The sequence below is a fragment of the Pseudomonas jessenii genome (assembly GCF_002236115.1).
GTDB classification, from domain to species: domain Bacteria; phylum Pseudomonadota; class Gammaproteobacteria; order Pseudomonadales; family Pseudomonadaceae; genus Aquipseudomonas; species Aquipseudomonas jessenii.
In genome coordinates this window covers 967,444-989,023 of record NZ_NIWT01000001.1, presented here as the reverse complement: position 1 = coordinate 989,023, position 21,580 = coordinate 967,444, and the positions used below count along the sequence as shown (strand labels likewise).

Here is a 21,580-nt window from a genome sequence, read left to right as displayed (position 1 = left end):
ATTGTTGTGATGTTCGGATCAGGGAAAGCGGCAGCTGACCTCGGGCTTGTCGTAACCCAGGCTGTCCATCTCGTTGAACGGGTGCAAAAAGCCGTCCTGGGGTGAGGTGCTGACCAGCGCCCGGGGCTGGACAATGGGAATCGGCTGGCGCAACTGGCCGTTCCACGACCGGTAGCTGAGCTTGCGACCCTTGAAACCGTCGAGCGGCAACTGATCGCTGATTTCAAGCGTACGGATCGCCATCGGCTCGGCCTGGCGCAGTTTGCTCACAGCGCTGGCGATACTGCGCACGGCCATCCATGCCGCGAAATCGCGGTCATTCATCCAGCGTCCGGTCAGGGCTTCAAAGCGTTTTTGCAGCTGCGCGGCGCCGTAGGTTTCCACGGTCTTGTGCCAGCCCACCGGGGTCAGGCCCTGGGTGCCGGCGACCGGGCGCGGGTACCAGGTCTGGTAGGGCACGTATTCACCGAAGTCGCCGCGTTCATCGGCCACCAGCACCACGTCGTACTCGGCGGTCTGGGTGAACAGCGGCATGTCAGCCTGGGCGCTGCGGCGTTGGTCGTTATCAAAGCTCCAGGGTTTTTCCGCCACCAGTTGCAAGCCGAAGCGCTTGGCGGCGCGGCGCAGGGCGGCGGCATAGGCTTGATCGTCCGCCGTCGGGCCGACAATCAGCAGCGCCCGCTGCCATTTGCGCAACACCAGAAACTGCGCCAGCGCATCGGCGAGCATCGCCCGGCTCGGCAAGGTGTGCAGCACGTTCGGCAGGCAATCGCTGGTGCGCAGGCTGTCGTCGGGGCTGCCGGCGTTGAACAGTAGGCTATCGGGCAGTGCCGCACTCAATTGGCGCAGGCTGGTCGCGGGGGCATTCACCACAAACAGGCGCAGGCCCTGTTCATGCTGCATCATTGCCGCTTCGAGCAAGGCCTCGGGGCTGTCGACACTGGCGCTGACCAGGCTGTAGCCGTGATTGAGAAAACGCCCGGTGCTGTTGCTGTCGGTGATCGCCAGTTCGGCGCCGCGCAGCCCGGCATCGGTGGGCTCGGGGATGACGTTCGACAGCAACGGGCCGGCGTCGGGGCGATAACCCAGGTAGCCGATCCGCACCTGCAAGGGCGCATCGGCGGCCTGACTCTGGGTGGCCAGGCCGGCGGCGCAGGCAATCGCCAGCAGGTAGATCAGGGCGTAAGGGATGAGCTGGCGCATAGGGCACTCCTTTACAGGTAGCGCCAGCATAGGTAGCCCGTGAAGCTGAGGAAATATGCAGAAAGTACCGGTGGTGTCCATCCAGCGCCTTACTACCAAGGGACTAGGTAGCGACCACCAAAGCAGCATGGGGTGAGCGCGATGCCGTTTCTAAGATGGCTGCCATAGCCTCTGCCAAGAGGTTTTGCGTGCAATCCAGAGGGCATAACAATGACAACAAAACGCAACGCCTTGCTCGTGACCGGGCTATTGGCCAGTTTGATCAGTGCAGGTTCCGTCTGGGCCCACGGCAATGTGGTGCCACAGGCTGTCGCCACCCAGGGCTTGACCCCGATCAAGGACGCCGGGGTGCAGCTCGATGCCGATGGCTGGGCCGCGGTGAACCCGTATCGCACCGCCCCGGAACACGACAAGGCAGTGGAAATCGGCGCCTCTGCCTATACCCAGAACTGCGCGGCCTGTCATGGCCTGGAAGCCAAGTCCGGCGGTATCGCCCCCGACTTGCGCATGCTCGATGTCGGCGAGGCGGGCGATGAATGGTTCGCCGAACGGGTGCGCCATGGCGCGGTGCGCGACGGTCGGGTGTACATGCCGAAGATGGCCGACTACCTGAGCCAGGAAGCCCTGTGGGCGGTGCGTACCTATCTGGACACTGTGCGCGTCGAGGAGTGACCCATGCGCCTGCTCGCGGTGTTGATCAGCGCTCTGTGGCTGTGCTGCCAGGCGGCGCAGGCGCAGGTTCGCAACTACGACGAAATGATCGCCGCCGGGGAGCTGAAGGTGGCGGTCTACAAGGACTTCGCCCCCTACAGTTTCGAAAGCGCTGGAAAGCCCCAGGGTGTCGATGTTGAACTCGCCGAGGCCTTGGCCAAGGCACTCGGTGTGCGCCTGTCGCTGATCTGGGCACCGGCCGGGGAAAAACTCGATGACGACCTGCGCGACTACATCTGGCGTGCCAGTGCCTTGCACAGCCAGCAACTGGCCGACCTGATGATGCGCGTGCCCTACGACCGTGACTACGCGCAGAAGCGCAACGAGTTCGGCGAACTGGTCAACGGCCAAGTGGTGATGTTCGGTCCGTACCAGAACGAACAATGGCAGGTGGCCTATGACCGCCGAAGGCTGGACAAGGTCGCCAGCGTCGCGGTGTTCGAGCATCACCCGATTGGTGTCGAAGTCGACAGCGTGCCGTCGTTCTACCTGACCTCGGTGTTCAACGGCATGCTCGCCGGCAAGACGCATCACTATTCGGGCGTACCCCAGGCGTTTGCCGCGATGAAGGCCGGTGAGGTCGACGCGGTGATGGCCATGCGCGGCGAAATCGACTGGCAGGTGCACGAAGCGGCCGACCCGCAGGTGGCGCTGGCAGAAAATGCCTACCCGAACATGGGCAAGCAGCTCTGGGAAATCGGCATGGCGGTGCACGAAAGCAATCGTCAACTGGCCTATGCCGTGGAAGAGGCGTTGGAAGCGCTGATCCGCGACGGTTCGGTGAAGACCATCTACGGCCATTACGGCCTGCGTTACGACGTGCCCGAGATGTATCAATAAGGAGCAGGCGATGAAATGGCGAGGGAGTTGTCTGTTGGCCTGCTGGTTGAGCCTGGCGGCACAGGCCGGCGCTATCGATCCCGGCAAGGATCCGGTGCCATCGGTGATGTGGGCCTTCTACCATCAGCGGTTTCTGGGTAATGCGCCGTTCGTGTTCGATGAGCGGGTCAAGCTGCTGGCGCCGCCGTTTGCCGAAGATGCCCGGCAGGTGCCGCTGGAAATCGATGCCCGGGCGTTCAATGGTGAGGTGGTGAAAATCCTCGCCTGGGCAGAGCTGAATCCGTTGCCGAAAATCGTCGACTTCCAGCCGCTGAATTCGGTTTTGCCGTGGCTGTCTTTGCGCATACGCATCGAACAGGCGACGCCCTTGCGCGCGGCGGTGTTGACCCGCGACGGCGTGTGGCATGTCGGCTCGACCCTGATTGACGCCGCGGGTGGCGGTTGCACCGCGCCGAGCGTGGTGCGGACTCAACCGGGCTGGGAGGAGCGCATCGGCGAAGTGCTCGGCGGCCGTTATCCCCGGGACGGGTTCAGCCGTTTGCGTATGCAGGTGGCCCATCCCATGGACAACGGCATGGTCAGCGGCATTCCGGAATTCTTCATCAACCATGCCGAACTGCGCGACCGCAACGAGCAAGTGCTGGCCCGGCTGGAGCTGTTCCCCGCGGTCAGCGAAAACCCCAACCTGGCCTTCGACATCGAAGGGGCAGGGCAAACGCGCCTGCTGCTACGGGACAACAGCGGCAATGAGTTCGATGCGTCGATCCCCTGACCCTAAGGAGCGTGGCATGCGCTGGATCCTGTTGATGGTGTTAAGCGTCAGTCTGCCGGCCCTGGCCGATCTCGAGTACTCGCTCAAGCCCCGGCGGATCGCCCAGGACACCTGGTTACTGGAAGGCAGCACCGATAATTTCGCCAAGGCCAACGGCGGCAACATCGTCAACACCGCGTTTATCGTCACTGAGCGCGGTGTGGTGGTGATCGACACCGGGCCGTCCAGGCGTTACGGCGAAGCGATGCGCAAGGCCATTGCCGCCACCACCGACAAGCCGGTGATCGAGGTCTTGCTGACCCATCACCACCCGGACCATGTGCTGGGTAATCAAGCCTTCACCGACGTGCCAATCGGCGCCTTGGCCGGCACCAGCGAGCTGTTGCACCAGCAAGGCGATGCCATGGCGGAGAATATGTACCGGATGGTCGGCGACTGGATGCGTGGCACCGAAGTGGTGCTGGCGACTCAGACGCTGACACCCGGCGTGAAAAGTTTTGGGAATCACGATTTGCGCTTGCTGAGCCTGGGTGGGCATACCGGCGCGGATCTGGCTATTCTCGACCAGCAAACTGGTGTGCTGTTTGCCGGGGACCTGGTGTTTTATCAGCGGGCGCTGACAACGCCCAACAGTCCCGGGCTGTCGGTGTGGCTGGCGGACATCGCGACCCTGCGAGGCTTGCCCTGGACACAGGTCGTGCCGGGCCATGGGCCGGTGTCGAGCGATCCACAACCCTTCGAGCAGATGCGCGATTACCTGACCTGGCTCGATCAGCTCATGCGCGACGGCGCGGCCAATGGCAGTGATATGGCCGAGATGATCCGCAGCCCCATCCCCGAACGCTTCGCCGGGATCAACCTGAGTCGTTATGAACTGATCCGCAGCGTCAGTCATCTGTACCCGCGCTACGAGCGAGGGCAGATGACGCGGGTGGATTCTGCCGCGCAAAAGTGAGCAAACACAGCCCCCCCTGTGGGAGCGAGCTTGCTCGCGATGAGGTCCTGACAGTCAACATTGATGTCGGCTGATACGACGCCATCGCGAGCAAGCTCGCTCCCACAGAGGATCTATGTCTGGCACAAAGTTCGCTGCTCCTCTCCTCCGACCCTGTACCAAGGAACTAGCAATCTCCTCATTGCGGGCAATTGTTGCCAAGGCAGCGGCGCCCAAGAATCTGCACCAGACCGGGAAAATTTTCCGGACATAACAAAAATCCGCAGAGGAAGCCGTCATGACCCAACCCGCACGTCGCCAGTCCTTCGTCCTGAGCCTGCTGCTCAGTGCCATGCTGTTGTCCGGCCAGGCATTGGCCGGGGTTTCCGACCAGGACATTCTTCAGGACCCGAAGAACCCGGAACAGGTCGTGACCAACGGCCTCGGCGTTCAAGGGCAGCGCTACAGCCCGCTGGATATTCTCAACGTCGACAACGTCAAGGAGCTGCGCCCGGCGTGGGCGTTTTCCTTCGGCGGAGAAAAACAGCGTGGCCAGCAAGCGCAGCCGATGGTCAAGGACGGCGTGATGTATATGACCGGTTCCTACTCCCGGGTATTCGCCGTGGATGCGCGCACCGGCAAGAAACTCTGGCAATACGATGCGCGCCTGCCCGATGACATCCGCCCTTGCTGCGACGTGATCAACCGTGGCGTCGCGCTGTATGGCGACCTGGTGATTTTCGGCACCCTCGACGCCAAGCTCGTGGCGCTGAACAAGGACACCGGCAAGGTGGTGTGGAGCAAGAAAGTCGCCGACCACAAGGAAGGCTACTCGATCAGCGCAGCGCCGCTGGTGATCAACGGCAAGCTGATTACCGGCGTGGCCGGTGGCGAGTTTGGCGTGGTGGGCAAGATCGAGGCCTACGACCCGAAAAACGGTGATCTGCTGTGGACCCGGCCAACGGTCGAAGGCCATATGGGCTACGTCTACAAGGACGGCAAAGCGGTTGAAAACGGCATCTCCGGCGGCGAGGCGGGCAAGACCTGGCCGGGCGATCTGTGGAAAACCGGTGGCGCCGCCCCTTGGCTTGGCGGTTACTACGACCCCGAAACCAACCTGCTGTTGTTCGGTACCGGCAACCCGGCGCCGTGGAACTCGCACCTGCGCCCTGGCGACAACCTCTACTCCTCGTCGCGCCTGGCGCTCAACCCGGACGACGGCACCATCAAGTGGCACTTCCAGAGCACGCCCCACGATGGTTGGGACTACGACGGCGTGAACGAGCTGGTGTCCTTCAACTACAGCGAAGGTGGTAAGGAGATCAAGGCGGCGGCCACTGCCGACCGTAACGGTTTCTTCTACGTGCTGGACCGCACCAACGGCAAATTCATCCGTGGTTTCCCGTTCGTGGACAAGATCACCTGGGCCACCGGCCTGGATAAGAACGGCCGGCCGATCTACAACGAAGCCAGCCGTCCCGGTGCCCCGGGTTCCGAAGCCAAGGGCAGCTCGGTCTTCGTAGCGCCGGCGTTCCTCGGCGCGAAAAACTGGATGCCGATGGCCTACAACAAAGACACCGGGCTGTTCTATGTGCCGTCCAACGAATGGGGCATGGACATCTGGAACGAAGGCATCGCCTACAAGAAAGGCGCGGCGTTCCTCGGCGCCGGCTTCACCATCAAGCCGTTGAACGAAGACTACATCGGCGTGCTGCGGGCCATCGATCCGAAAACCGGCAAGGAAGTCTGGCGCCACAAGAACTACGCGCCGCTGTGGGGCGGGGTGCTGACCACCAAGGGCAACCTGGTGTTCACCGGCACGCCTGAAGGCTTCCTGCAGGCCTTCAACGCCAAGACCGGCGAAAAGGTCTGGGAATTCCAGACCGGCTCCGGCGTGCTTGGCTCGCCCGTGACCTGGGAAATGGACGGCGAACAGTACGTCTCGGTGCTCTCCGGCTGGGGCGGCGCGGTACCGCTGTGGGGCGGCGAAGTGGCCAAGCGGGTGAAGGACTTCAACCAGGGCGGCATGCTCTGGACCTTCAAGCTGCCCAAGGACCTCGTCGCCAAGCATTAAACCTGTAGGAGCGAGCCTGCTCGCGATGGTCGTCAACGATAACGCTGGAAGCCTGATACCCCGCGGCGTTCTCGGGTTCATCGCGAGCAAGCTCGCTCCCACAGTGTTTTGTGTGAAACCTACGACCAAATAACGAGAGTCCCTCCTGCCAACGATGCATTCGTCTGGCACGCGGGGCTCTCTAGTATCGGCTCATCGCCTGTCAGCACGACAGGCATCGACCCAGACAGAGGCCCACCATGATCTACGCACAACCCGGAACCCCAGGCGCCGTCATTACCTTCAAGCCGCGCTACGGCAACTTCATCGGTGGCGAGTTCGTTGCCCCGATCAATGGCGAGTACTTCACCAACACCTCGCCGGTCAACGGTGAAGTGATCGCCGAATTCCCGCGCTCCAGCGCCGCCGACATCGACAAGGCCCTGGACGCCGCCCATGCCGCTGCCGACGCCTGGGGCAAGACCTCGGCCCAGGACCGCTCCCTGGTGCTGCTGAAAATCGCCGACCGCATCGAGCAGAACCTTGAGGTCCTGGCCGTCACCGAAACCTGGGACAACGGCAAGGCCGTGCGCGAAACCCTGAACGCCGACGTGCCGCTGGCGGCCGACCACTTCCGTTACTTCGCTGGCTGCATCCGCGCCCAGGAAGGCGGGGCTGCCGAGATCAATGAGCTGACCACGGCCTATCACTTCCATGAGCCCCTGGGCGTGGTCGGGCAGATCATTCCGTGGAACTTCCCGCTGCTGATGGCCGCCTGGAAACTCGCCCCGGCCCTGGCCGCCGGCAACTGCATCGTGCTCAAGCCTGCCGAACAAACGCCGCTGTCGATCATGGTCTTCGCCGAGCTGATCGCCGACCTGCTGCCGGCGGGTGTGTTGAACATCGTCCAGGGCTTCGGGCGCGAAGCCGGCGAGGCCCTGGCCACCAGCAAGCGCATCGCCAAGATCGCCTTCACCGGCTCGACCCCGGTGGGCGCGCACATCATGCATTGCGCCGCCGAGAACATCATCCCGTGTACCGTCGAACTGGGCGGCAAGTCGCCGAACATCTTCTTCGAAGACATCATGAACGCTGAACCGGCGTTCATCGAAAAAGCCGCCGAAGGCCTGGTGCTGGCGTTCTTCAACCAGGGTGAAGTCTGCACCTGCCCGTCCCGGGCGCTGGTCCAGGAGTCGATCTACGAGCCGTTCATGGCCGAGGTGATGAAGAAGATCGTCAAGATCAAGCGCGGCAACCCGCTGGACACCGAGACCATGGTCGGCGCCCAGGCGTCCGAGCAGCAATACGACAAGATCCTCTCGTACCTGACCATTGCCCAGGAGGAGGGCGCCGAGCTGCTCACCGGTGGCGCGGCCGAACGTCTGGAGGGTGACCTGTCCAGCGGCTATTACATCCAGCCGACCCTGCTCAAGGGGCACAACAAGATGCGCGTGTTCCAGGAAGAAATCTTCGGCCCGGTGGTGGGCGTCACCACCTTCAAGGACGAAGCCGAAGCGCTGGCGATTGCCAACGACAGCGAGTTCGGCCTCGGCGCCGGCCTGTGGACCCGCGACATCAACCGCGCCTACCGCATGGGCCGGGCGATCAAGGCCGGGCGGGTGTGGACCAACTGCTACCACCTGTACCCGGCGCACGCGGCGTTCGGTGGCTACAAGAAGTCCGGCGTTGGTCGCGAAAACCACAAGATGATGCTCGACCACTATCAGCAGACCAAAAACCTGCTGGTGAGCTACGACATCAATCCGCTGGGGTTCTTCTAACTTCGCAAGAACACTGAAAAACCTGTGGGAGCGAGCTTGCTCGCGATGAGGTCGGCACATTCAACATCTCGGTTGACTGTTGCTCCGTCATCGCGAGCAAGCTCGCTCCCACATGGGTTTTGTGTTGCCAATGACTGCGCAACACCCCCTACCAAATCACCCCCAAAACTCCTTCGAAAGTAGCATTCGGGCACTCGGCGCCCCGTGCATTAATGGCTCTACCGGAATCACCCGGGCACAAGAAGAGGAATGACCCATGTGGACTAAACCCGCGTTTACCGATCTGCGCATTGGCTTCGAAGTGACGATGTATTTCGCCAACCGTTGATTGATCACCCGGCCAGCCGATGCGTTGGCCGGGCCTGCCTTCTGGAGCATCCGCCATGCACATCCGCGTTCTCGGTTCCGCCGCTGGCGGTGGTTTCCCGCAGTGGAACTGCAACTGCCGCCAGTGCGCCGGTGTGCGCAATGGCAGCCTGCGGGCCCAGCGCCGTACGCAGTCGTCGATTGCCCTGAGTGACGACGGTGTGGAGTGGGTGCTGTGCAATGCTTCACCGGACATTCGCGCGCAACTCGAGAGTTTTGCGCCGCTGCAACCGGCGCGCCGATTGCGTGACACTGCCATCGCTGGCGTCGTACTGCTCGACAGCCAGATCGATCATTGCACCGGTTTGCTTAGCCTGCGCGAAGGCTGTCCGCATGACGTTTGGTGCACCGCGCGTGTGCATCAGGACCTGAGCAGCGGTTTCCCGTTGTTCACCATGCTTGAGCACTGGAACGGCGGATTGCAATGGCAACCGGTCGGCCTCGATCGCCAGCCGTTCGGCATCCCGGCCTGCGAGCATTTGCAATTTCGCGCGATTCCCCTGGTGAGCAACGCGCCGCCGTATTCACCCAATCGCGGCAACCCGCAACCGGGCGACACCATTGGCCTGTTCATAGAAGACCTGCGCAGCGGTGCCTCGCTGTTCTATGCGCCTGGCCTTGGCCGAATCGACGATGAAGTGCTGGGCTGGATGCAGCGTGCCGATTGCCTGCTGCTGGACGGCACCCTGTGGCGCGACGACGAGATGCGTATCTGCGAAGTCGGCCAGAGCCTGGGCAGCGAAATGGGGCACCTCCCACAAAGCGGCCCCGGCGGGATGCTTGAAGTGCTGGAGGGTTTCAATCGCCAGCGCAAGGTGCTGATCCACATCAACAACACCAATCCCATTCTCGATGAAGACTCGGCCGAGCGGGCTTTGCTGGAGCGGCGGGGGATCGAAGTGGCTTATGACGGCATGAGTATTGAGCTGTAGCCAAAGGCTCTATCGCGAGCAAGCTCGCTCCCACAATGGATTTCTGCAGTACATGAAATTTGTGTTCCCACCGAACACCTGTGGGAGCGAGCTTGCTCGCGATAGGGCCAGCGCAGGCACCGCAAAAATTCCCGGAGAACAAAATGACTGACACCCCCATGTCCCCCACAGAATTCGAAGCCGCCCTGCGCGCCAAGGGCGCCTACTACCATATCCACCATCCCTTCCACCAAGCGATGTACGCCGGATGCGCCAGCCGCGAGCAGATCCAGGGCTGGGTCGCCAATCGCTTCTACTATCAGATCAACATTCCCCTGAAGGACGCCGCGATCCTGGCTAACTGCCCGGACCGCGACGTGCGCCGGGAGTGGCTGCAACGGATTCTCGACCACGACGGCGTCCCCGGCAGCGAGGGCGGAATCGAAGCCTGGCTGCGCCTGGGCGAAGCCGTGGGCCTGGATCGCGAGCAGATCCTCTCCCAGGAACTGGTGCTGCCCGGGGTGCGGTTTGCGGTGGATGCCTATGTCAATTTCGCCCGTCGCGCCTGCTGGCAGGAAGCGGCCAGCAGTTCGCTGACCGAACTCTTTGCCCCACAGATCCATCAGTCGCGACTCGACGCCTGGCCGACCCATTACCCGTGGATCGACGTCGCCGGCTACGACTATTTCCGCACGCGCCTGAGTCAGGCGCGGCGCGATGTCGAGCATGGCTTGCGCATTACCCTGGCGCACTACGTGACGGCCGAGGGGCAACAACGCATGCTGGAGATCCTGCAATTCAAGCTCGACGTGCTGTGGAGCATGCTCGATGCCATGAGCATGGCCTACGAACTTGCGCGCCCGCCTTATCACACGGTCACCGGCGACAACGTCTGGCACCGGGGGATAGCCCTGTGAGCCTGATCAATCGCCAGCAGTCACCGGCCTTGCGTCGTGGTTTTCGTCTGCAATGGGAGCCCCGTCAGGATTGCCACGTGCTGCTGTACCCCGAAGGCATGATCAAGCTCAACAGCAGCGCCGGGCAGATTCTCGACCTGGTGGATGGCCAGCGCAGCGTGGCAGCGATCATTGATCGATTGAGCGCGAATTTCCCCGGCGTACCCGGGATCGACGAAGACGTGCTGGCGTTTCTGGAGGTGGCCCATGCGCAATTCTGGATCGAGTGAGACGCTGCCCGGACCGCCGTTGTGGCTGCTCGCCGAGTTGACCTACCGCTGTCCGTTGCAATGCCCGTATTGCTCCAATCCGTTGGACTTTGCCCGGCACGGTGAGGAACTGGGCACGGAAGAATGGATCCGCGTATTCCGCGAAGCGCGGGACATGGGCGCCGCGCAATTGGGCTTTTCCGGTGGCGAGCCGCTGGTACGTCAGGACCTCGCCGAGTTGATCAAGGCCGCGCGAGACATGGGTTACTACACCAATTTGATCACTTCGGGCATCGGTTTGACCGAGCAGAAGGTGCGCGACTTCAAGGTGGCCGGGCTGGACCATATCCAGATCAGCTTCCAGGCCGCCGACGAAGCGGTGAATAACATGCTGGCCGGCTCGCGCAAGGCCTTTGCCCAGAAACTCGCCATGGCCCGTGCGGTGAAAGCCCAGGGCTATCCGATGGTGCTGAACTTCGTCACCCATCGGCACAACATCGACCGGATCGCGCAGATCATCGAGTTGTGCCTGGAGCTGGAAGCGGATTTCGTCGAATTGGCCACGTGCCAGTTCTATGGCTGGGCTGAACTCAACCGCGTCGGCCTGTTGCCCACACGGGAGCAATTGCAACGTGCCGAGCGCATCACCAACGAGTATCGCCAGCGGCTTGAAGCTCAGGGCCACCCGTGCAAGTTGATCTTCGTCACCCCGGACTACTACGAGGAACGCCCCAAGACCTGCATGAACGGCTGGGCCAACCTGTTTCTTGACATCACCCCCGACGGCACGGCCTTGCCTTGCCACAGCGCCCGGCAGTTGCCGGTAGCGTTTCCCAACGTGCGCGAGCACAGCCTCTCGCACATCTGGAACGACTCGTTCGGCTTCAATCGTTTTCGCGGTGATGAGTGGATGAAGGAGCCGTGCCGCTCCTGCGATGAAAAGCACAAGGACCTGGGCGGGTGCCGCTGCCAGGCTTTCATGCTGACTGGCGATGCCAGCAATGCCGACCCGGTGTGCAGCAAGTCGCCGCACCACGGCGTGATCCTCAAGGCCCGCGAAGAAGCCGAGGTGCCAGGGATGGGGATCGAACACCTGACGCTGCGCAATGCGAAGACTTCGCAGCTGATCTATCGCGGTTAGTCTGGCGACATAAATCCCCTGTGGGAGCGAGCTTGCTCGCGATGAGGTCGGCACAATCAACATTGATGTCGACTGTGATGCAGCTATCGCGAGCAAGCTCGCTCCCACAGGGGGCTGCGGCGTTCGCAGAATAGGGCGGATGACCTTGGTCTGATTGCATTCGCAGCTGGATGGTTTAGTGTGGTTTCTACCTTCCAAAACAATAAAAACAGGCTTTCCAATGAGCCAGAGTCTCAACCAGCTGCGCAAGTTCGTTTCCCCTGAAATCATCTTCGGTGCCGGTAGCCGGCACAGTGTCGGCAATTACGCCAAGACCTTTGGCGCACGCAAGGTGCTGGTGGTCAGCGATCCCGGCGTGATCGCCGCCGGCTGGGTCGCCGATGTCGAGGCCAGCCTGCAAGCGCTGGGCATCGAATACTGCCTGTACAGCGATGTCTCGCCCAACCCACGGGTCGAAGAGGTGATGCTCGGTGCCGAGATGTACCGGGAAAACCACTGCGACGTGATCGTCGCCGTCGGTGGTGGCAGCCCGATGGACTGCGGCAAAGGCATCGGCATCGTCGTCGCCCACGGCCGCAGCATTCTCGATTTCGAGGGCGTGGACACCATCCGTGTGCCCAGCCCGCCGCTGATCCTGATTCCGACCACCGCCGGCACCTCGGCCGATGTCTCGCAATTCGTGATCATTTCCAATCAGCAGGAGCGCATGAAGTTCTCCATCGTCAGCAAGGCCGTGGTGCCGGACGTTTCGCTGATCGATCCGGAAACCACCCTGAGCATGGACCCGTTCCTGTCGGCCTGTACCGGCATCGACGCGTTGGTGCATGCCATCGAAGCCTTCGTGTCCACCGGCCACGGGCCGTTGACCGACCCCCATGCGCTGGAGGCGATGCGCCTGATCAATGGCAATCTGGTGCAAATGATCGCCAACCCGACCGACATCGCCCTGCGCGAGAAGATCATGCTCGGCAGCATGCAGGCCGGGCTGGCGTTTTCCAACGCCATCCTGGGCGCCGTGCATGCCATGTCCCACAGCCTCGGCGGCTTTCTGGACCTGCCCCACGGCCTGTGCAACGCGGTGCTCGTCGAGCATGTGGTGGCCTTCAATTACAACTCGGCACCGGAGCGCTTCAAGGTGATCGCCGAGACCTTCGGCATCGACTGCCGAGGCCTGAATCACCGGCAGATCTGTGGGCGCCTGGTCGAACACCTGATCGCCCTCAAGCACGCCATCGGCTTTCACGAAACCCTCGGTTTGCATGGCGTCAGGACCTCGGATATTCCGTTCCTGTCGCAGCATGCGATGCACGATCCGTGCATCCTGACCAACCCGCGCGAATCCAGCCAGCGTGATGTCGAGGTCGTCTATGGCGAAGCCCTCTGACGAGCAACAACGCGCCCTGGCCGGGCTGCTGGGGCTGGGCAGCCATTCGGCGCGCAAGAGTCATTACCCGGAACTGGCCGCGCGCCTGGATGATCTGGAAGCCGAGCGTAACCGCTACAAGTGGCTGTTCGAAAACGCGGTGCACGGTATCTTCCAGGCCAGCCTGCACGATGGCATGCGTGCCGCCAACCCGGCGCTGGCACGCATGCTTGGCTATCAGGACCCGCAGGAGGTGCTGTTCTCCCTGACCGACCTGGCCGGCGCCCTGTTTGTCGACGGCGCGCAGGAGCTGGAAAACATCGGCGAGATCCTCAGGCACCAGCGCAGCCTGCACGGCTATGAAACCCGCTTGCGGCGCAAGGACGGCAGCCATCTCGATGTGTTGATGAACCTGCTGCTCAAACCTGGCCAGGAAGGCCTGGTGGAGGGGTTCGTTTCCGATATCACCGAGCGCAAACAGGCCCAGCAACGCCTGCAGCAACTCAATGACGAACTGGAGCTGCGCGTCGTCGCGCGCACCAATGAACTGCTCGAAGCCAACCGTAACCTTCAGCAGCAGATTACCCAGCGTAAACAGATCGCCAAGGCCTTGCGCGATGCCCGCGATGCCGCCGAGGCCGCCAATCACAGCAAGGACAAATACCTCGCCGCCGCCAGCCACGACCTGCTGCAACCGCTGAACGCCGCGCGGTTGCTGGTTTCGACCTTGCGCGAACGCCAATTGCCGGAAGCCGAACAGGTGCTGGTGGAGCGCACTCACCAGGCCCTGGAAGGGGCCGAAGACCTATTGACGGATCTGCTCGACATTTCCCGGCTCGATCAGGCCGCGGTCAAGCCGGACATCGCGTCGTACCGACTCGATGAACTGCTGGGGCCGCTGGTGTCGGAGTTCCAGTCCGTCGCCCAGGCGGCCGGCTTGAACCTGCGGGTGCGCATGGCCGATTACGCCATCAGCACCGACTTGCGCCTGATGACGCGGATCCTGCGCAACTTTCTCAGCAATGCCTGCCGCTACACCGATGAAGGCAGCATCCTGCTGGCGGTAAGGCGTCGGGGCGAGATGTTGCGCCTGGAGGTCTGGGACACCGGGCGTGGCATCGCCGCCGACCGGCTCGATTCGATCTTCCTCGAGTTCAACCAACTGGATGTCGGTCGCGCCGCCGACCGCAAGGGCGTGGGCCTGGGGCTGGCGATTGTCGAGCGCATCGCCAAGATCCTTGGCTATAAAGTCGGCGTGTACTCGTTGCCGGGGCGGGGTTCGATGTTCAGCATCGAGGTGCCGATATCCGACGAGGTTCCGTTGCCCGTGAGCCAGGCGGTACCACAACCGGGTACCGGCAATCCGCTGCCGGGCCGCCGTCTGCTGGTGATCGACAACGAAGTGAGCATTCTCGAAAGCATGGGCGCGTTGCTCGGGCAGTGGGGCTGCGACGTTCTGGTCGCCACCGATGAAGCGGCCGCACTGGCAGCGTTACGCGGACAGGCGCCGGAGCTGATTCTCGCGGACTACCACCTCGATCACGGGGTGGTCGGCTGTGATGTGGTGCGACATTTACGCGAGCATTTCCACCAGGACATTCCCGCGGTGATCATTACCGCCGACCGCACCGACCAATGTCGGCGTGCGTTGCAGCGGCTCAACGCACCCTTGCTGAACAAACCGGTGAAGCCTGGCAAGTTGCGAGCGGTATTGAGTCAACTGTTGGGAGCATCTGCCTGAAGCGGTCGATACTGCAGGGTGAAACCCAGTTCGGTGGATTGGCCCTGTTCCAGCAAACGCAACCCCGGCCGACCGGGCAGGTGGTGCGCGTTGATCGGATGGCTCACCGGTTCGATGCAGAAAAACTCCAGGCCCACGGGGCAGTACAGCAGGTAGTAATCGCTGCCGGTGGCCTGGCAGTCGAGCGTGTAACCAAGATCCGCTTGCTCGATCAGGCAGTGACCGTTCCATTCGCAGAAGCCGTTGTCCACCAGCGATTCGGGCAATGCCTTCAGATGCTGGAAATCCCACTCGAGCGGCAATGCGCTGAGTTCTGTCGGCAGTTTTGCCCTGTCGCACAACCACACATGCCGGGCGGGTGCCTGTAGTCGGGTGTTCGCGGTGCGTGGCAGATACGGATGTAATCCCAGGCCATGCCACGCAGCGTGCTCGGCCAGGTGGGTGACGTGCAGTTCGATGCTCAGCTTGCCCGCGCTCAAATGGAAACGTTGCCGGGCGCGATAAGCGAAGAGGGCTGTACTGTCGAGTTGCAGGATCACTTCATTTTCCGACCGGGAAACCATGTCCCACGCCTGCTGCCAGGCGCTGCCGTGAATCGGCAGGGGATCGGTGAGGCTGTTGGGCGCCAGTGCCAGCCAGCCATCGGGGCAATCGAAACCGCCATCGGCGATGCGGTTGGACCAGGGGATCAAGGGAAAGCAGCCGAGTTTGCCGGGCAGGCCGGTGTTCAGGGCATGGGCATCACTGTGGCGCAACAAGGGCTGTCCGGTGCTGCGCACCGTCCAGTTGACGATGCTGGCGCCAAGCTCGGGCGCGAGGATGAGGCGGGTGAATTCGTCTTCGAGTTCGATCAGTGTTAGCGACATGTTGACCTGCTGTGTGATTTTCAAGGCTTGCACCGTTCCCTGTGGCGAGGGGGCTTGCCCCCGTTGGGTCGCGAAGCGGCCCCTACGACTTTCAGGCATATCGAGGAGTTTATATTTACGACTGCTGCGCAGCCTAACGGGGGCAAGCCCCCTCGCCACAAAAGCTCGCTCCCACAAGGGATTGGATTGTCAGCTGGAAATCATCGGCGGCAGCGTGCCGAGCAGGGCCGCGACGGTCAGGGTTTTCTTGAGCAACATCGTGGGTACCTCAGGCAGTTTCCAAGTGCGCAGAGTTTAGCTTTACGACAGTGGCTGCACGAAGTTTCGTTTTCCCCTGTCGCCGCGATCCAGAGCGGATGCTAGTCTTGCTCAACGTTGTTGTCGGGGATCCGCATGGGCAATCACAAGATCGAGATTCGTCGCAGTAACGTCGAAAAAATCCTGCTGGGGGCGGAAAAAGTCTTCGCTGAAAAGGGCTTTGGCAGCACCGCCATGGCCGACATCGCCGCTGAAGTACAACTGCCGCGCTCCAACCTGCACTACTACTTCAGCACCAAGACCGAGTTGTACAGCGCCGTGCTGTTCGACTTGCTGGAAGTCTGGAAGCAGGATGCGCTGTGCTTCGAGATGTTCGATGACCCGCGTGTGGTGCTCAGCAGCTACATCCGCGCCAAGATGAACCATTCCCGCAGCCGGCCCTATGGCTCGAAAGTCTGGGCCAACGAAATCATCCATGGCGCGCCGACCCTCGGCGAAGCGCTGGATGCGAGCCTGTACGACTGGGCCAAGATGAAGGAAGCGAAAATCCGCCAGTGGGTGGACGACAAACGCATCCTGCCGGTGGAGCCCTCGAGCCTGCTGTACATGATCTGGGCCTCGACCCAGCACTACGCCGACTTCGATCACCAGGTGAACATTCTCAACGACCATCAGCCGCTGTCGGACATGCAGTTCGAGAAAGCGGTGCAGACGGTGACCAGTGTGATTTTGCGGGGGATCGGGTTGGAGCCTTGAGATTTGTGCTGCAGTGGCCGGCCTCATCGCGAGCAAGCTCGCTCCCACAGGGATCATTGGTGTACTCAGGTTTGATGTACGACACAAATCCACTGTGGGAGCGAGCTTGCTCGCGATGGCGCCGGTTCAGACGCCGCAGATTTCAAGGACCGACGTGATACGGATTCCTCGGATCATGATTCCAGTCCAGGAACGGCTTGCCAGTCTCCACCGGCACCATCTCGATGCAGTCCTGCACCGGGCAGGTGATCTGGCACAGGTTGCAGCCCACGCACTCCTCATCGATCACTTGATACTTGTGAGTGCCATCCGCCTGCTTGAGGCTGGCCACGGCCTGGTGCGAGGTGTCCTCACAAGCGATATGGCAGCGACCGCAACCGATACAAGCCTCCTGATCGATTTTCGCGATCACCTTGTAGTTGATGTCCAGGTACTTCCAGTCCGTGGTGTTGCCCACCGCGCGGCCGGAAAACTCCGAAATGCTGGCATAGCCCTGACTGTCCATCCAGCGTGACAAGCCGTCCTTCATGTCTTCGACTATCCGGAAGCCATGCAGCATCGCCGCCGTGCAGACCTGCACCGAGCCACTGCCGAGCGCGATGAATTCCGCCGCATCGCGCCAGTTGCCAATGCCGCCGATCCCGCTGATCGGCAGGCCTTGGGTCTGCGGGTCGCGGGCGATTTCGGCGACCATGTTCAAGGCTATCGGCTTGACGGCCGAGCCGCAGTAACCGCCGTGGGTGCTTTGGCTGCCGACCATGGGATTGGCGACCATGCGTTCGAGGTTAACGCTGGTGATCGAGTTGATGGTGTTGATCAACGACACCGCATCGGCACCACCACGGTGGGCGGCGCGGGCGGCGACACGGATGTCGGTGATGTTCGGCGTGAGCTTGACGATCACCGGCAGCGAGCAATAGGTCTTGCACCAGCGGGTGACCTGTTCCACGTATTCCGGCACCTGGCCGACCGCCGCGCCCATGCCGCGTTCCGGCATGCCGTGGGGGCAACCGAAGTTCAGCTCGATGCCGTCGGCGCCAGTGGCTTCCACCAGCGGCAGGATGTGTTTCCAGGATTCTTCGACGCAGGGCACCATCAAGGACACGATCAGCGCACGGTCCGGCCAGTCCTTTTTGACCTGGGTGATTTCCCGCAGGTTGATCTCCAGCGAGCGGTCGGTGATCAGCTCGATGTTGTTAAAGCCCAGTACCTCCCGGTTAGCCCCGAAGTGCGCCGAGTAGCGCGACGACACGTTCACCGCCGCCGGGTCTTCACCCAGGGTTTTCCAGACCACGCCGCCCCAGCCGGCCTCGAAGGCGCGGACCACGTTGTAGGCCTTGTCGGTCGGCGGCGCGGAGGCCAGCCAGAATGGATTGGGTGCTTTGATGCCGGCGAAGACAATCGACAGATCGGCCATTTACGCAGCCTCCACGTTGAGCATCAGTTGAGCGTTGATCGCCTCGGCGGCGCGCTTGCCATGCTGCACGGCTTGCACGGTAAGGTCTTGATCGAGGCTGGTGCAGTCGCCGCCGGCATACACGCCGGGGATGCTGGTGCGCAGTTGCTCATCGACTTCGATGCGTTCGCCCTGACGCTTGAGTTCTCGGGCCAGTGGATCGCTGAGGGCGCTGCCGTCGAAGGTCTGGCCGATGGCCTTGAAGATCGCGTCGGCGGCCAGTTCGAAGGTTTCACCGGTGGTTTGCAGGCGGTCTTCCACCAGACGGGTGCGGGCGAAACGCATGCCGCGCACGCGGCCATGGTCATCGAGCAGCACTTCTTCGGGTTGAGCCCAGGTCATCAGCCGCACCTGATTGGCCTTGGCAATCTCCTGTTCGTGATGGGTGGCCCCCATGTCCTCGATGCCACGGCGGTACACCAGATTCACATCGTGAGCGCCGAGGCGGGCCATTTGCACCGCCATGTCGATGGCAGTGTTGCCTGCGCCGAGGACAATGCAGTGGTCGGCCAGGGGCAGTTGGCTCAGGTCATCGGCCTGGCGCAGTTCGCGGATGTAGTCGGTGGCGGCGAGCAGGCCGGGCGCGTCTTCGTGGGCCAGCCCTAGCTGTTTGCTGGCATTGAGCCCGAGGCCGAGGAACACCGCATCGAACTGTTGATGCAGTTCACTGAGGGTCAGGTTCTCCCCGAGTTTCTGCCCGTTGCGGATTTCGATGCCGCCAATCTCCAACAGGAACTCAAGCTCCTTTTGCGCGTAGTCATCCACCAGTTTGTATTTGGCGATTCCGTATTCGTTGAGGCCGCCAGCCTTTTCCCGCGCCTCGAAAATCACCACGTCATGCCCGTGCATGGCACTGCGGTGGGCGCAGGACAAACCGGCCGGACCGGCACCCACCACGGCGATGCGTTTGCCGGTGGCGGCAGCACGCTGGAAGGGGTGCGTGCTGAAGTGGGCGTTGTCCACGGCGTAACGTTGCAACAGGCCGATCATGACCGGCGCGCATTCGTGAGTGTTGTTGCGCACGCAGGCTTGCTGGCAAAGAATCTCCGTCGGGCACACCCGGGCGCAACTGCCGCCGAGGATGTTGGCCGAGAGGATTTTCTGCGCGGCGCCTTGCACGTTGTCCTGCGCAATGTTGCGGATGAACGAGGGAATGTCGATCTCGCTCGGACAGGCATTCACGCAGGGCGCGTCGTAGCAATACAGGCAGCGCGAGGCTTCCAGGTGCGCCTGGCGCTCGTTGAGCGGCGGCGCCAGATCGGTGAAGTGGCCGGCGAGGGCGGCCGCATTCTCAACGGGATGCGGGAGGTGGTCCAGGGTCTTGATCACGGTTTTGGCCTCACGGTTATTTGAGGTGCTGCCTCTGAATGGGCATTGTTTTTTGTGTTGTCTGTGCGGGCCTCATCGCGAGCAAGCTCGCTCCCACAGGGATCTCGGGTGTTCACAAAACCTGTGGGAGCGAGCTTGCTCGCGATAGGCCGAAGGCCGCTCTCAGCGTTTCACGGCAACCGGCTGATTCAACTCGGCCCGCTTGCTCAGCAAATCAAACACCGCCGGGTACGCCGGCCGCTCGATGTAGCGCCCGGCCCCACGTTCGGCCCGCAGGTCGCCGTCGGCCCAGACCACGCGGCCCTGGCTGATGGTGTGGCTGGGCACGCCGCGCACGGTCTTGCCTTCGAAGATGTTGAAGTCCACCTGCTGATGGTGGGTCTTGGCGGAAATGGTCCGCGTGCCTTGCGGGTCCCACAGCACCAGGTCGGCATCGGCACCCACACGAATCGCGCCTTTGCGTGGGTAGAGGTTGAAGATCTTCGCCGTGTTGGTGGACGTCAGCGCGACGAATTGCTGCATCGAAAAGCGTCCGCTGTTCACACCTTCATCCCACAACACCGCCATGCGGTCTTCGATGCCGGCGGTGCCGTTGGGGATCTTGCTGAAGTCGTCGCGGCCAGCGGCTTTTTGCTCGGCGCAGAAGCAGCAGTGGTCGGTGGCGGTGGTGTGCAGGTTGCCCGATTGCAAGCCATGCCAGAGCGCCTCTTGATGGCCGCGGGGGCGGAACGGCGGGCTCATCACGTAACCGGCGGCGGTTTGCCAGTCCGGATCGCGGTAGACGCTGTCGTCCAGCAGCAGGTGCCCGGCCAGTACTTCGCCGTAGACCGGCTGGCCCTTGCCCCGGGCGTAGGTGATTTCGTCCAGGGCTTCCTTGGTCGAGACATGCACCAGATACAGTGGCGTACCCAGGGTTTCGGCGATGCGGATCGCCCGGCTCGCGGCCTCGCCCTCAACCTGTGAAGGCCGCGACAGCGGATGCGCTTCCGGTCCGGTGATGCCCTGGGCCATCAGCTTGCGTTGCAGGTGATACACCAGTTCACCGTTTTCCGCGTGAACGGTCGGCACCGCGCCCAGTTCCAGGCAGCGTTCGAAACTCGCCACCAGGGTGTCATCGGCGGCCATGATCGCGTTCTTGTAGGCCATGAAATGCTTGAAGCTGTTGACGCCGTGCTGGCTGACCAGTTCGGCCATTTCCTCGCGGACCTGTTCGCTCCACCAGGTGATGGCGACGTGAAAGCCATAGTCCGACGCCGACTTCTCGGCCCAGCCGCGCCACTGATGGAAGGCTTCGAGCAAGGATTGCTGCGGGTTGGGAATCACGAAGTCGATGATCGACGTGGTGCCGCCGGCCAGTCCGGCCGCCGTGCCGCTGTAGAAGTCTTCGCTGGCCACGGTGCCCATGAAGGGCAGTTGCATGTGGGTGTGCGGGTCGATGCCGCCGGGCATCAGGTATTGGCCGCTGCCGTCGAGCACTTCGGCGCCTGCAGGTACATCGAGATTTTCGCCGATGGCCTTGATCACGCCGTCTGCGCAATACACATCGGCGCGATAACTTTCATCATGGGTAATAAGGGTGGCGCCACGGATCAACAGAGACATTCCGAGTTCCTCGCAGGCAATGACCGGTTTATGCCGGTTCTAGATGTTCTATATAAAAACAGCCCGGTCAGATTTATTCCTGTCAGTGCTGTCAGGATTAAACGCTAGCTGCAGTTATCCGAATCGGCAAGAATATTTTTTATAAGCTTATTCAGGTATTAACTAATTGATATTTAAAGATTAATTACAAGAATCACCAAAATGGTGAGGCCGTTCACCATTTTGACGCACTTGACAGGATCGAAAAATAGTCAAGATTTCTTATGTGAAATCAGCTGTTTGAGTATGGTCTATGGTTGATGCGCAGCCATTGAAAAAAAGATCAACGCACC

19 protein-coding genes are annotated in these 21,580 nt (G+C 62.0%); 14 read left to right on the top strand and 5 right to left on the bottom strand.

What is annotated here, in order from left to right:
- Nucleotides 1-18: 18 nt before the first annotated feature.
- Nucleotides 19-1,203 (bottom strand): ABC transporter substrate-binding protein, encoded by a 1,185-nt coding sequence (locus PSJE_RS04420; RefSeq protein WP_090454966.1) that lies wholly within the window; start codon nt 1,201-1,203, stop codon nt 19-21.
- Between the two features lie 210 nt (nt 1,204-1,413).
- Between PSJE_RS04420 and pedF the strand changes: the two genes are divergently transcribed.
- From pedF to PSJE_RS04355, 13 genes are all read left to right on the top strand, one after another.
- Nucleotides 1,414-1,875 carry a cytochrome c-550 PedF gene (pedF, locus tag PSJE_RS04415; RefSeq protein WP_057715198.1) on the top strand — a complete coding sequence of 154 codons (462 nt, stop codon included), beginning with the start codon at nt 1,414-1,416 and terminating at the stop codon, nt 1,873-1,875.
- 3 nt (nt 1,876-1,878) lie between these two features.
- A complete protein-coding gene (locus PSJE_RS04410; protein WP_090454967.1) occupies nt 1,879-2,754 on the top strand; it encodes a substrate-binding periplasmic protein in 876 nt (291 codons plus the stop codon).
- 10 nt (nt 2,755-2,764) lie between these two features.
- On the top strand, nt 2,765-3,526 hold the full coding sequence (locus tag PSJE_RS04405; RefSeq protein WP_090454968.1) for a quinoprotein dehydrogenase-associated SoxYZ-like carrier: 762 nt from the start codon (nt 2,765-2,767) through the stop codon (nt 3,524-3,526).
- Nucleotides 3,527-3,542: 16 nt separating this feature from the next.
- Nucleotides 3,543-4,481: a quinoprotein relay system zinc metallohydrolase 1 gene (locus PSJE_RS04400; RefSeq protein ID WP_090454969.1), complete on the top strand. Its 939-nt coding sequence runs from the start codon at nt 3,543-3,545 to the stop codon at nt 4,479-4,481.
- Nucleotides 4,482-4,758: 277 nt separating this feature from the next.
- Entirely contained in the window at nt 4,759-6,534 is a 1,776-nt protein-coding gene (locus tag PSJE_RS04395; protein ID WP_057715194.1) for a PQQ-dependent methanol/ethanol family dehydrogenase, read from the top strand.
- A 239-nt stretch (nt 6,535-6,773) separates the two neighbouring features.
- A complete protein-coding gene (gene exaC, locus PSJE_RS04390) occupies nt 6,774-8,294 on the top strand; it encodes an acetaldehyde dehydrogenase ExaC (RefSeq protein ID WP_090454970.1) in 1,521 nt (506 codons plus the stop codon).
- A gap of 256 nt (nt 8,295-8,550) precedes the next feature.
- The gene (pqqA, locus tag PSJE_RS04385) at nt 8,551-8,622 is read left to right on the top strand and encodes a pyrroloquinoline quinone precursor peptide PqqA (RefSeq protein WP_003253598.1); all 72 of its coding nucleotides are present in this window, start codon (nt 8,551-8,553) and stop codon (nt 8,620-8,622) included.
- A gap of 55 nt (nt 8,623-8,677) precedes the next feature.
- Nucleotides 8,678-9,592 carry a pyrroloquinoline quinone biosynthesis protein PqqB gene (gene pqqB, locus PSJE_RS04380; RefSeq protein WP_090454971.1) on the top strand — a complete coding sequence of 305 codons (915 nt, stop codon included), beginning with the start codon at nt 8,678-8,680 and terminating at the stop codon, nt 9,590-9,592.
- Between the two features lie 143 nt (nt 9,593-9,735).
- Nucleotides 9,736-10,488 carry a pyrroloquinoline-quinone synthase PqqC gene (pqqC, locus tag PSJE_RS04375; protein WP_090454972.1) on the top strand — a complete coding sequence of 251 codons (753 nt, stop codon included), beginning with the start codon at nt 9,736-9,738 and terminating at the stop codon, nt 10,486-10,488.
- Nucleotides 10,485-10,757 carry a pyrroloquinoline quinone biosynthesis peptide chaperone PqqD gene (pqqD, locus tag PSJE_RS04370; protein ID WP_057715190.1) on the top strand — a complete coding sequence of 91 codons (273 nt, stop codon included), beginning with the start codon at nt 10,485-10,487 and terminating at the stop codon, nt 10,755-10,757. The genes pqqC and pqqD overlap by 4 nt, the downstream gene beginning before the upstream one ends.
- Entirely contained in the window at nt 10,735-11,877 is a 1,143-nt protein-coding gene (gene pqqE / locus PSJE_RS04365; protein WP_090454973.1) for a pyrroloquinoline quinone biosynthesis protein PqqE, read from the top strand. The genes pqqD and pqqE overlap by 23 nt, the downstream gene beginning before the upstream one ends.
- A 220-nt stretch (nt 11,878-12,097) precedes the next feature.
- Nucleotides 12,098-13,261, top strand: coding sequence for an alcohol dehydrogenase-like regulatory protein ErcA (gene ercA, locus PSJE_RS04360; RefSeq protein WP_057715188.1), 1,164 nt, complete (start codon nt 12,098-12,100; stop codon nt 13,259-13,261).
- Nucleotides 13,245-14,981 carry a PAS domain-containing hybrid sensor histidine kinase/response regulator gene (locus PSJE_RS04355; RefSeq protein ID WP_090454974.1) on the top strand — a complete coding sequence of 579 codons (1,737 nt, stop codon included), beginning with the start codon at nt 13,245-13,247 and terminating at the stop codon, nt 14,979-14,981. The genes ercA and PSJE_RS04355 overlap by 17 nt, the downstream gene beginning before the upstream one ends.
- Here the strand turns inward: PSJE_RS04355 and PSJE_RS04350 are convergent.
- On the bottom strand, nt 14,957-15,847 hold the full coding sequence (locus tag PSJE_RS04350; RefSeq protein ID WP_090457858.1) for an aldose 1-epimerase: 891 nt from the start codon (nt 15,845-15,847) through the stop codon (nt 14,957-14,959). The genes PSJE_RS04355 and PSJE_RS04350 overlap by 25 nt on opposite strands.
- A 393-nt stretch (nt 15,848-16,240) precedes the next feature.
- Between PSJE_RS04350 and PSJE_RS04345 the strand changes: the two genes are divergently transcribed.
- The gene (locus tag PSJE_RS04345) at nt 16,241-16,861 is read left to right on the top strand and encodes a TetR/AcrR family transcriptional regulator (protein ID WP_008046717.1); all 621 of its coding nucleotides are present in this window, start codon (nt 16,241-16,243) and stop codon (nt 16,859-16,861) included.
- 142 nt (nt 16,862-17,003) lie between these two features.
- Here PSJE_RS04345 and preA read toward each other — a convergent pair whose 3' ends face one another.
- The 3 genes from preA to hydA form a co-directional block, all read right to left on the bottom strand.
- Complete coding sequence (preA, locus tag PSJE_RS04340) at nt 17,004-18,278, bottom strand: NAD-dependent dihydropyrimidine dehydrogenase subunit PreA (RefSeq protein ID WP_057715185.1); 1,275 nt, start codon at nt 18,276-18,278, stop codon at nt 17,004-17,006.
- Nucleotides 18,279-19,646, bottom strand: coding sequence for an NAD(P)-dependent oxidoreductase (locus PSJE_RS04335; protein ID WP_090454975.1), 1,368 nt, complete (start codon nt 19,644-19,646; stop codon nt 18,279-18,281).
- A gap of 162 nt (nt 19,647-19,808) precedes the next feature.
- Nucleotides 19,809-21,248, bottom strand: a complete 1,440-nt coding sequence (gene hydA, locus PSJE_RS04330) for a dihydropyrimidinase (protein ID WP_090454976.1) — start codon at nt 21,246-21,248, stop codon at nt 19,809-19,811.
- Nucleotides 21,249-21,580 lie beyond the last annotated feature (332 nt).

Coding starts and splice junctions, on each gene's coding strand:
- PSJE_RS04420 (WP_090454966.1), bottom strand. CDS start 1,203: ATGCGCCAGCTCATCCCTTACGCCCTGATCTACCTGCTGGCGATTGCC.
- pedF (WP_057715198.1), top strand. CDS start 1,414: ATGACAACAAAACGCAACGCCTTGCTCGTGACCGGGCTATTGGCCAGT.
- PSJE_RS04410 (WP_090454967.1), top strand. CDS start 1,879: ATGCGCCTGCTCGCGGTGTTGATCAGCGCTCTGTGGCTGTGCTGCCAG.
- PSJE_RS04405 (WP_090454968.1), top strand. CDS start 2,765: ATGAAATGGCGAGGGAGTTGTCTGTTGGCCTGCTGGTTGAGCCTGGCG.
- PSJE_RS04400 (WP_090454969.1), top strand. CDS start 3,543: ATGCGCTGGATCCTGTTGATGGTGTTAAGCGTCAGTCTGCCGGCCCTG.
- PSJE_RS04395 (WP_057715194.1), top strand. CDS start 4,759: ATGACCCAACCCGCACGTCGCCAGTCCTTCGTCCTGAGCCTGCTGCTC.
- exaC (WP_090454970.1), top strand. CDS start 6,774: ATGATCTACGCACAACCCGGAACCCCAGGCGCCGTCATTACCTTCAAG.
- pqqB (WP_090454971.1), top strand. CDS start 8,678: ATGCACATCCGCGTTCTCGGTTCCGCCGCTGGCGGTGGTTTCCCGCAG.
- pqqC (WP_090454972.1), top strand. CDS start 9,736: ATGACTGACACCCCCATGTCCCCCACAGAATTCGAAGCCGCCCTGCGC.
- pqqE (WP_090454973.1), top strand. CDS start 10,735: ATGCGCAATTCTGGATCGAGTGAGACGCTGCCCGGACCGCCGTTGTGG.
- ercA (WP_057715188.1), top strand. CDS start 12,098: ATGAGCCAGAGTCTCAACCAGCTGCGCAAGTTCGTTTCCCCTGAAATC.
- PSJE_RS04355 (WP_090454974.1), top strand. CDS start 13,245: ATGGCGAAGCCCTCTGACGAGCAACAACGCGCCCTGGCCGGGCTGCTG.
- PSJE_RS04350 (WP_090457858.1), bottom strand. CDS start 15,847: ATGTCGCTAACACTGATCGAACTCGAAGACGAATTCACCCGCCTCATC.
- PSJE_RS04345 (WP_008046717.1), top strand. CDS start 16,241: ATGGGCAATCACAAGATCGAGATTCGTCGCAGTAACGTCGAAAAAATC.
- preA (WP_057715185.1), bottom strand. CDS start 18,278: ATGGCCGATCTGTCGATTGTCTTCGCCGGCATCAAAGCACCCAATCCA.
- hydA (WP_090454976.1), bottom strand. CDS start 21,248: ATGTCTCTGTTGATCCGTGGCGCCACCCTTATTACCCATGATGAAAGT.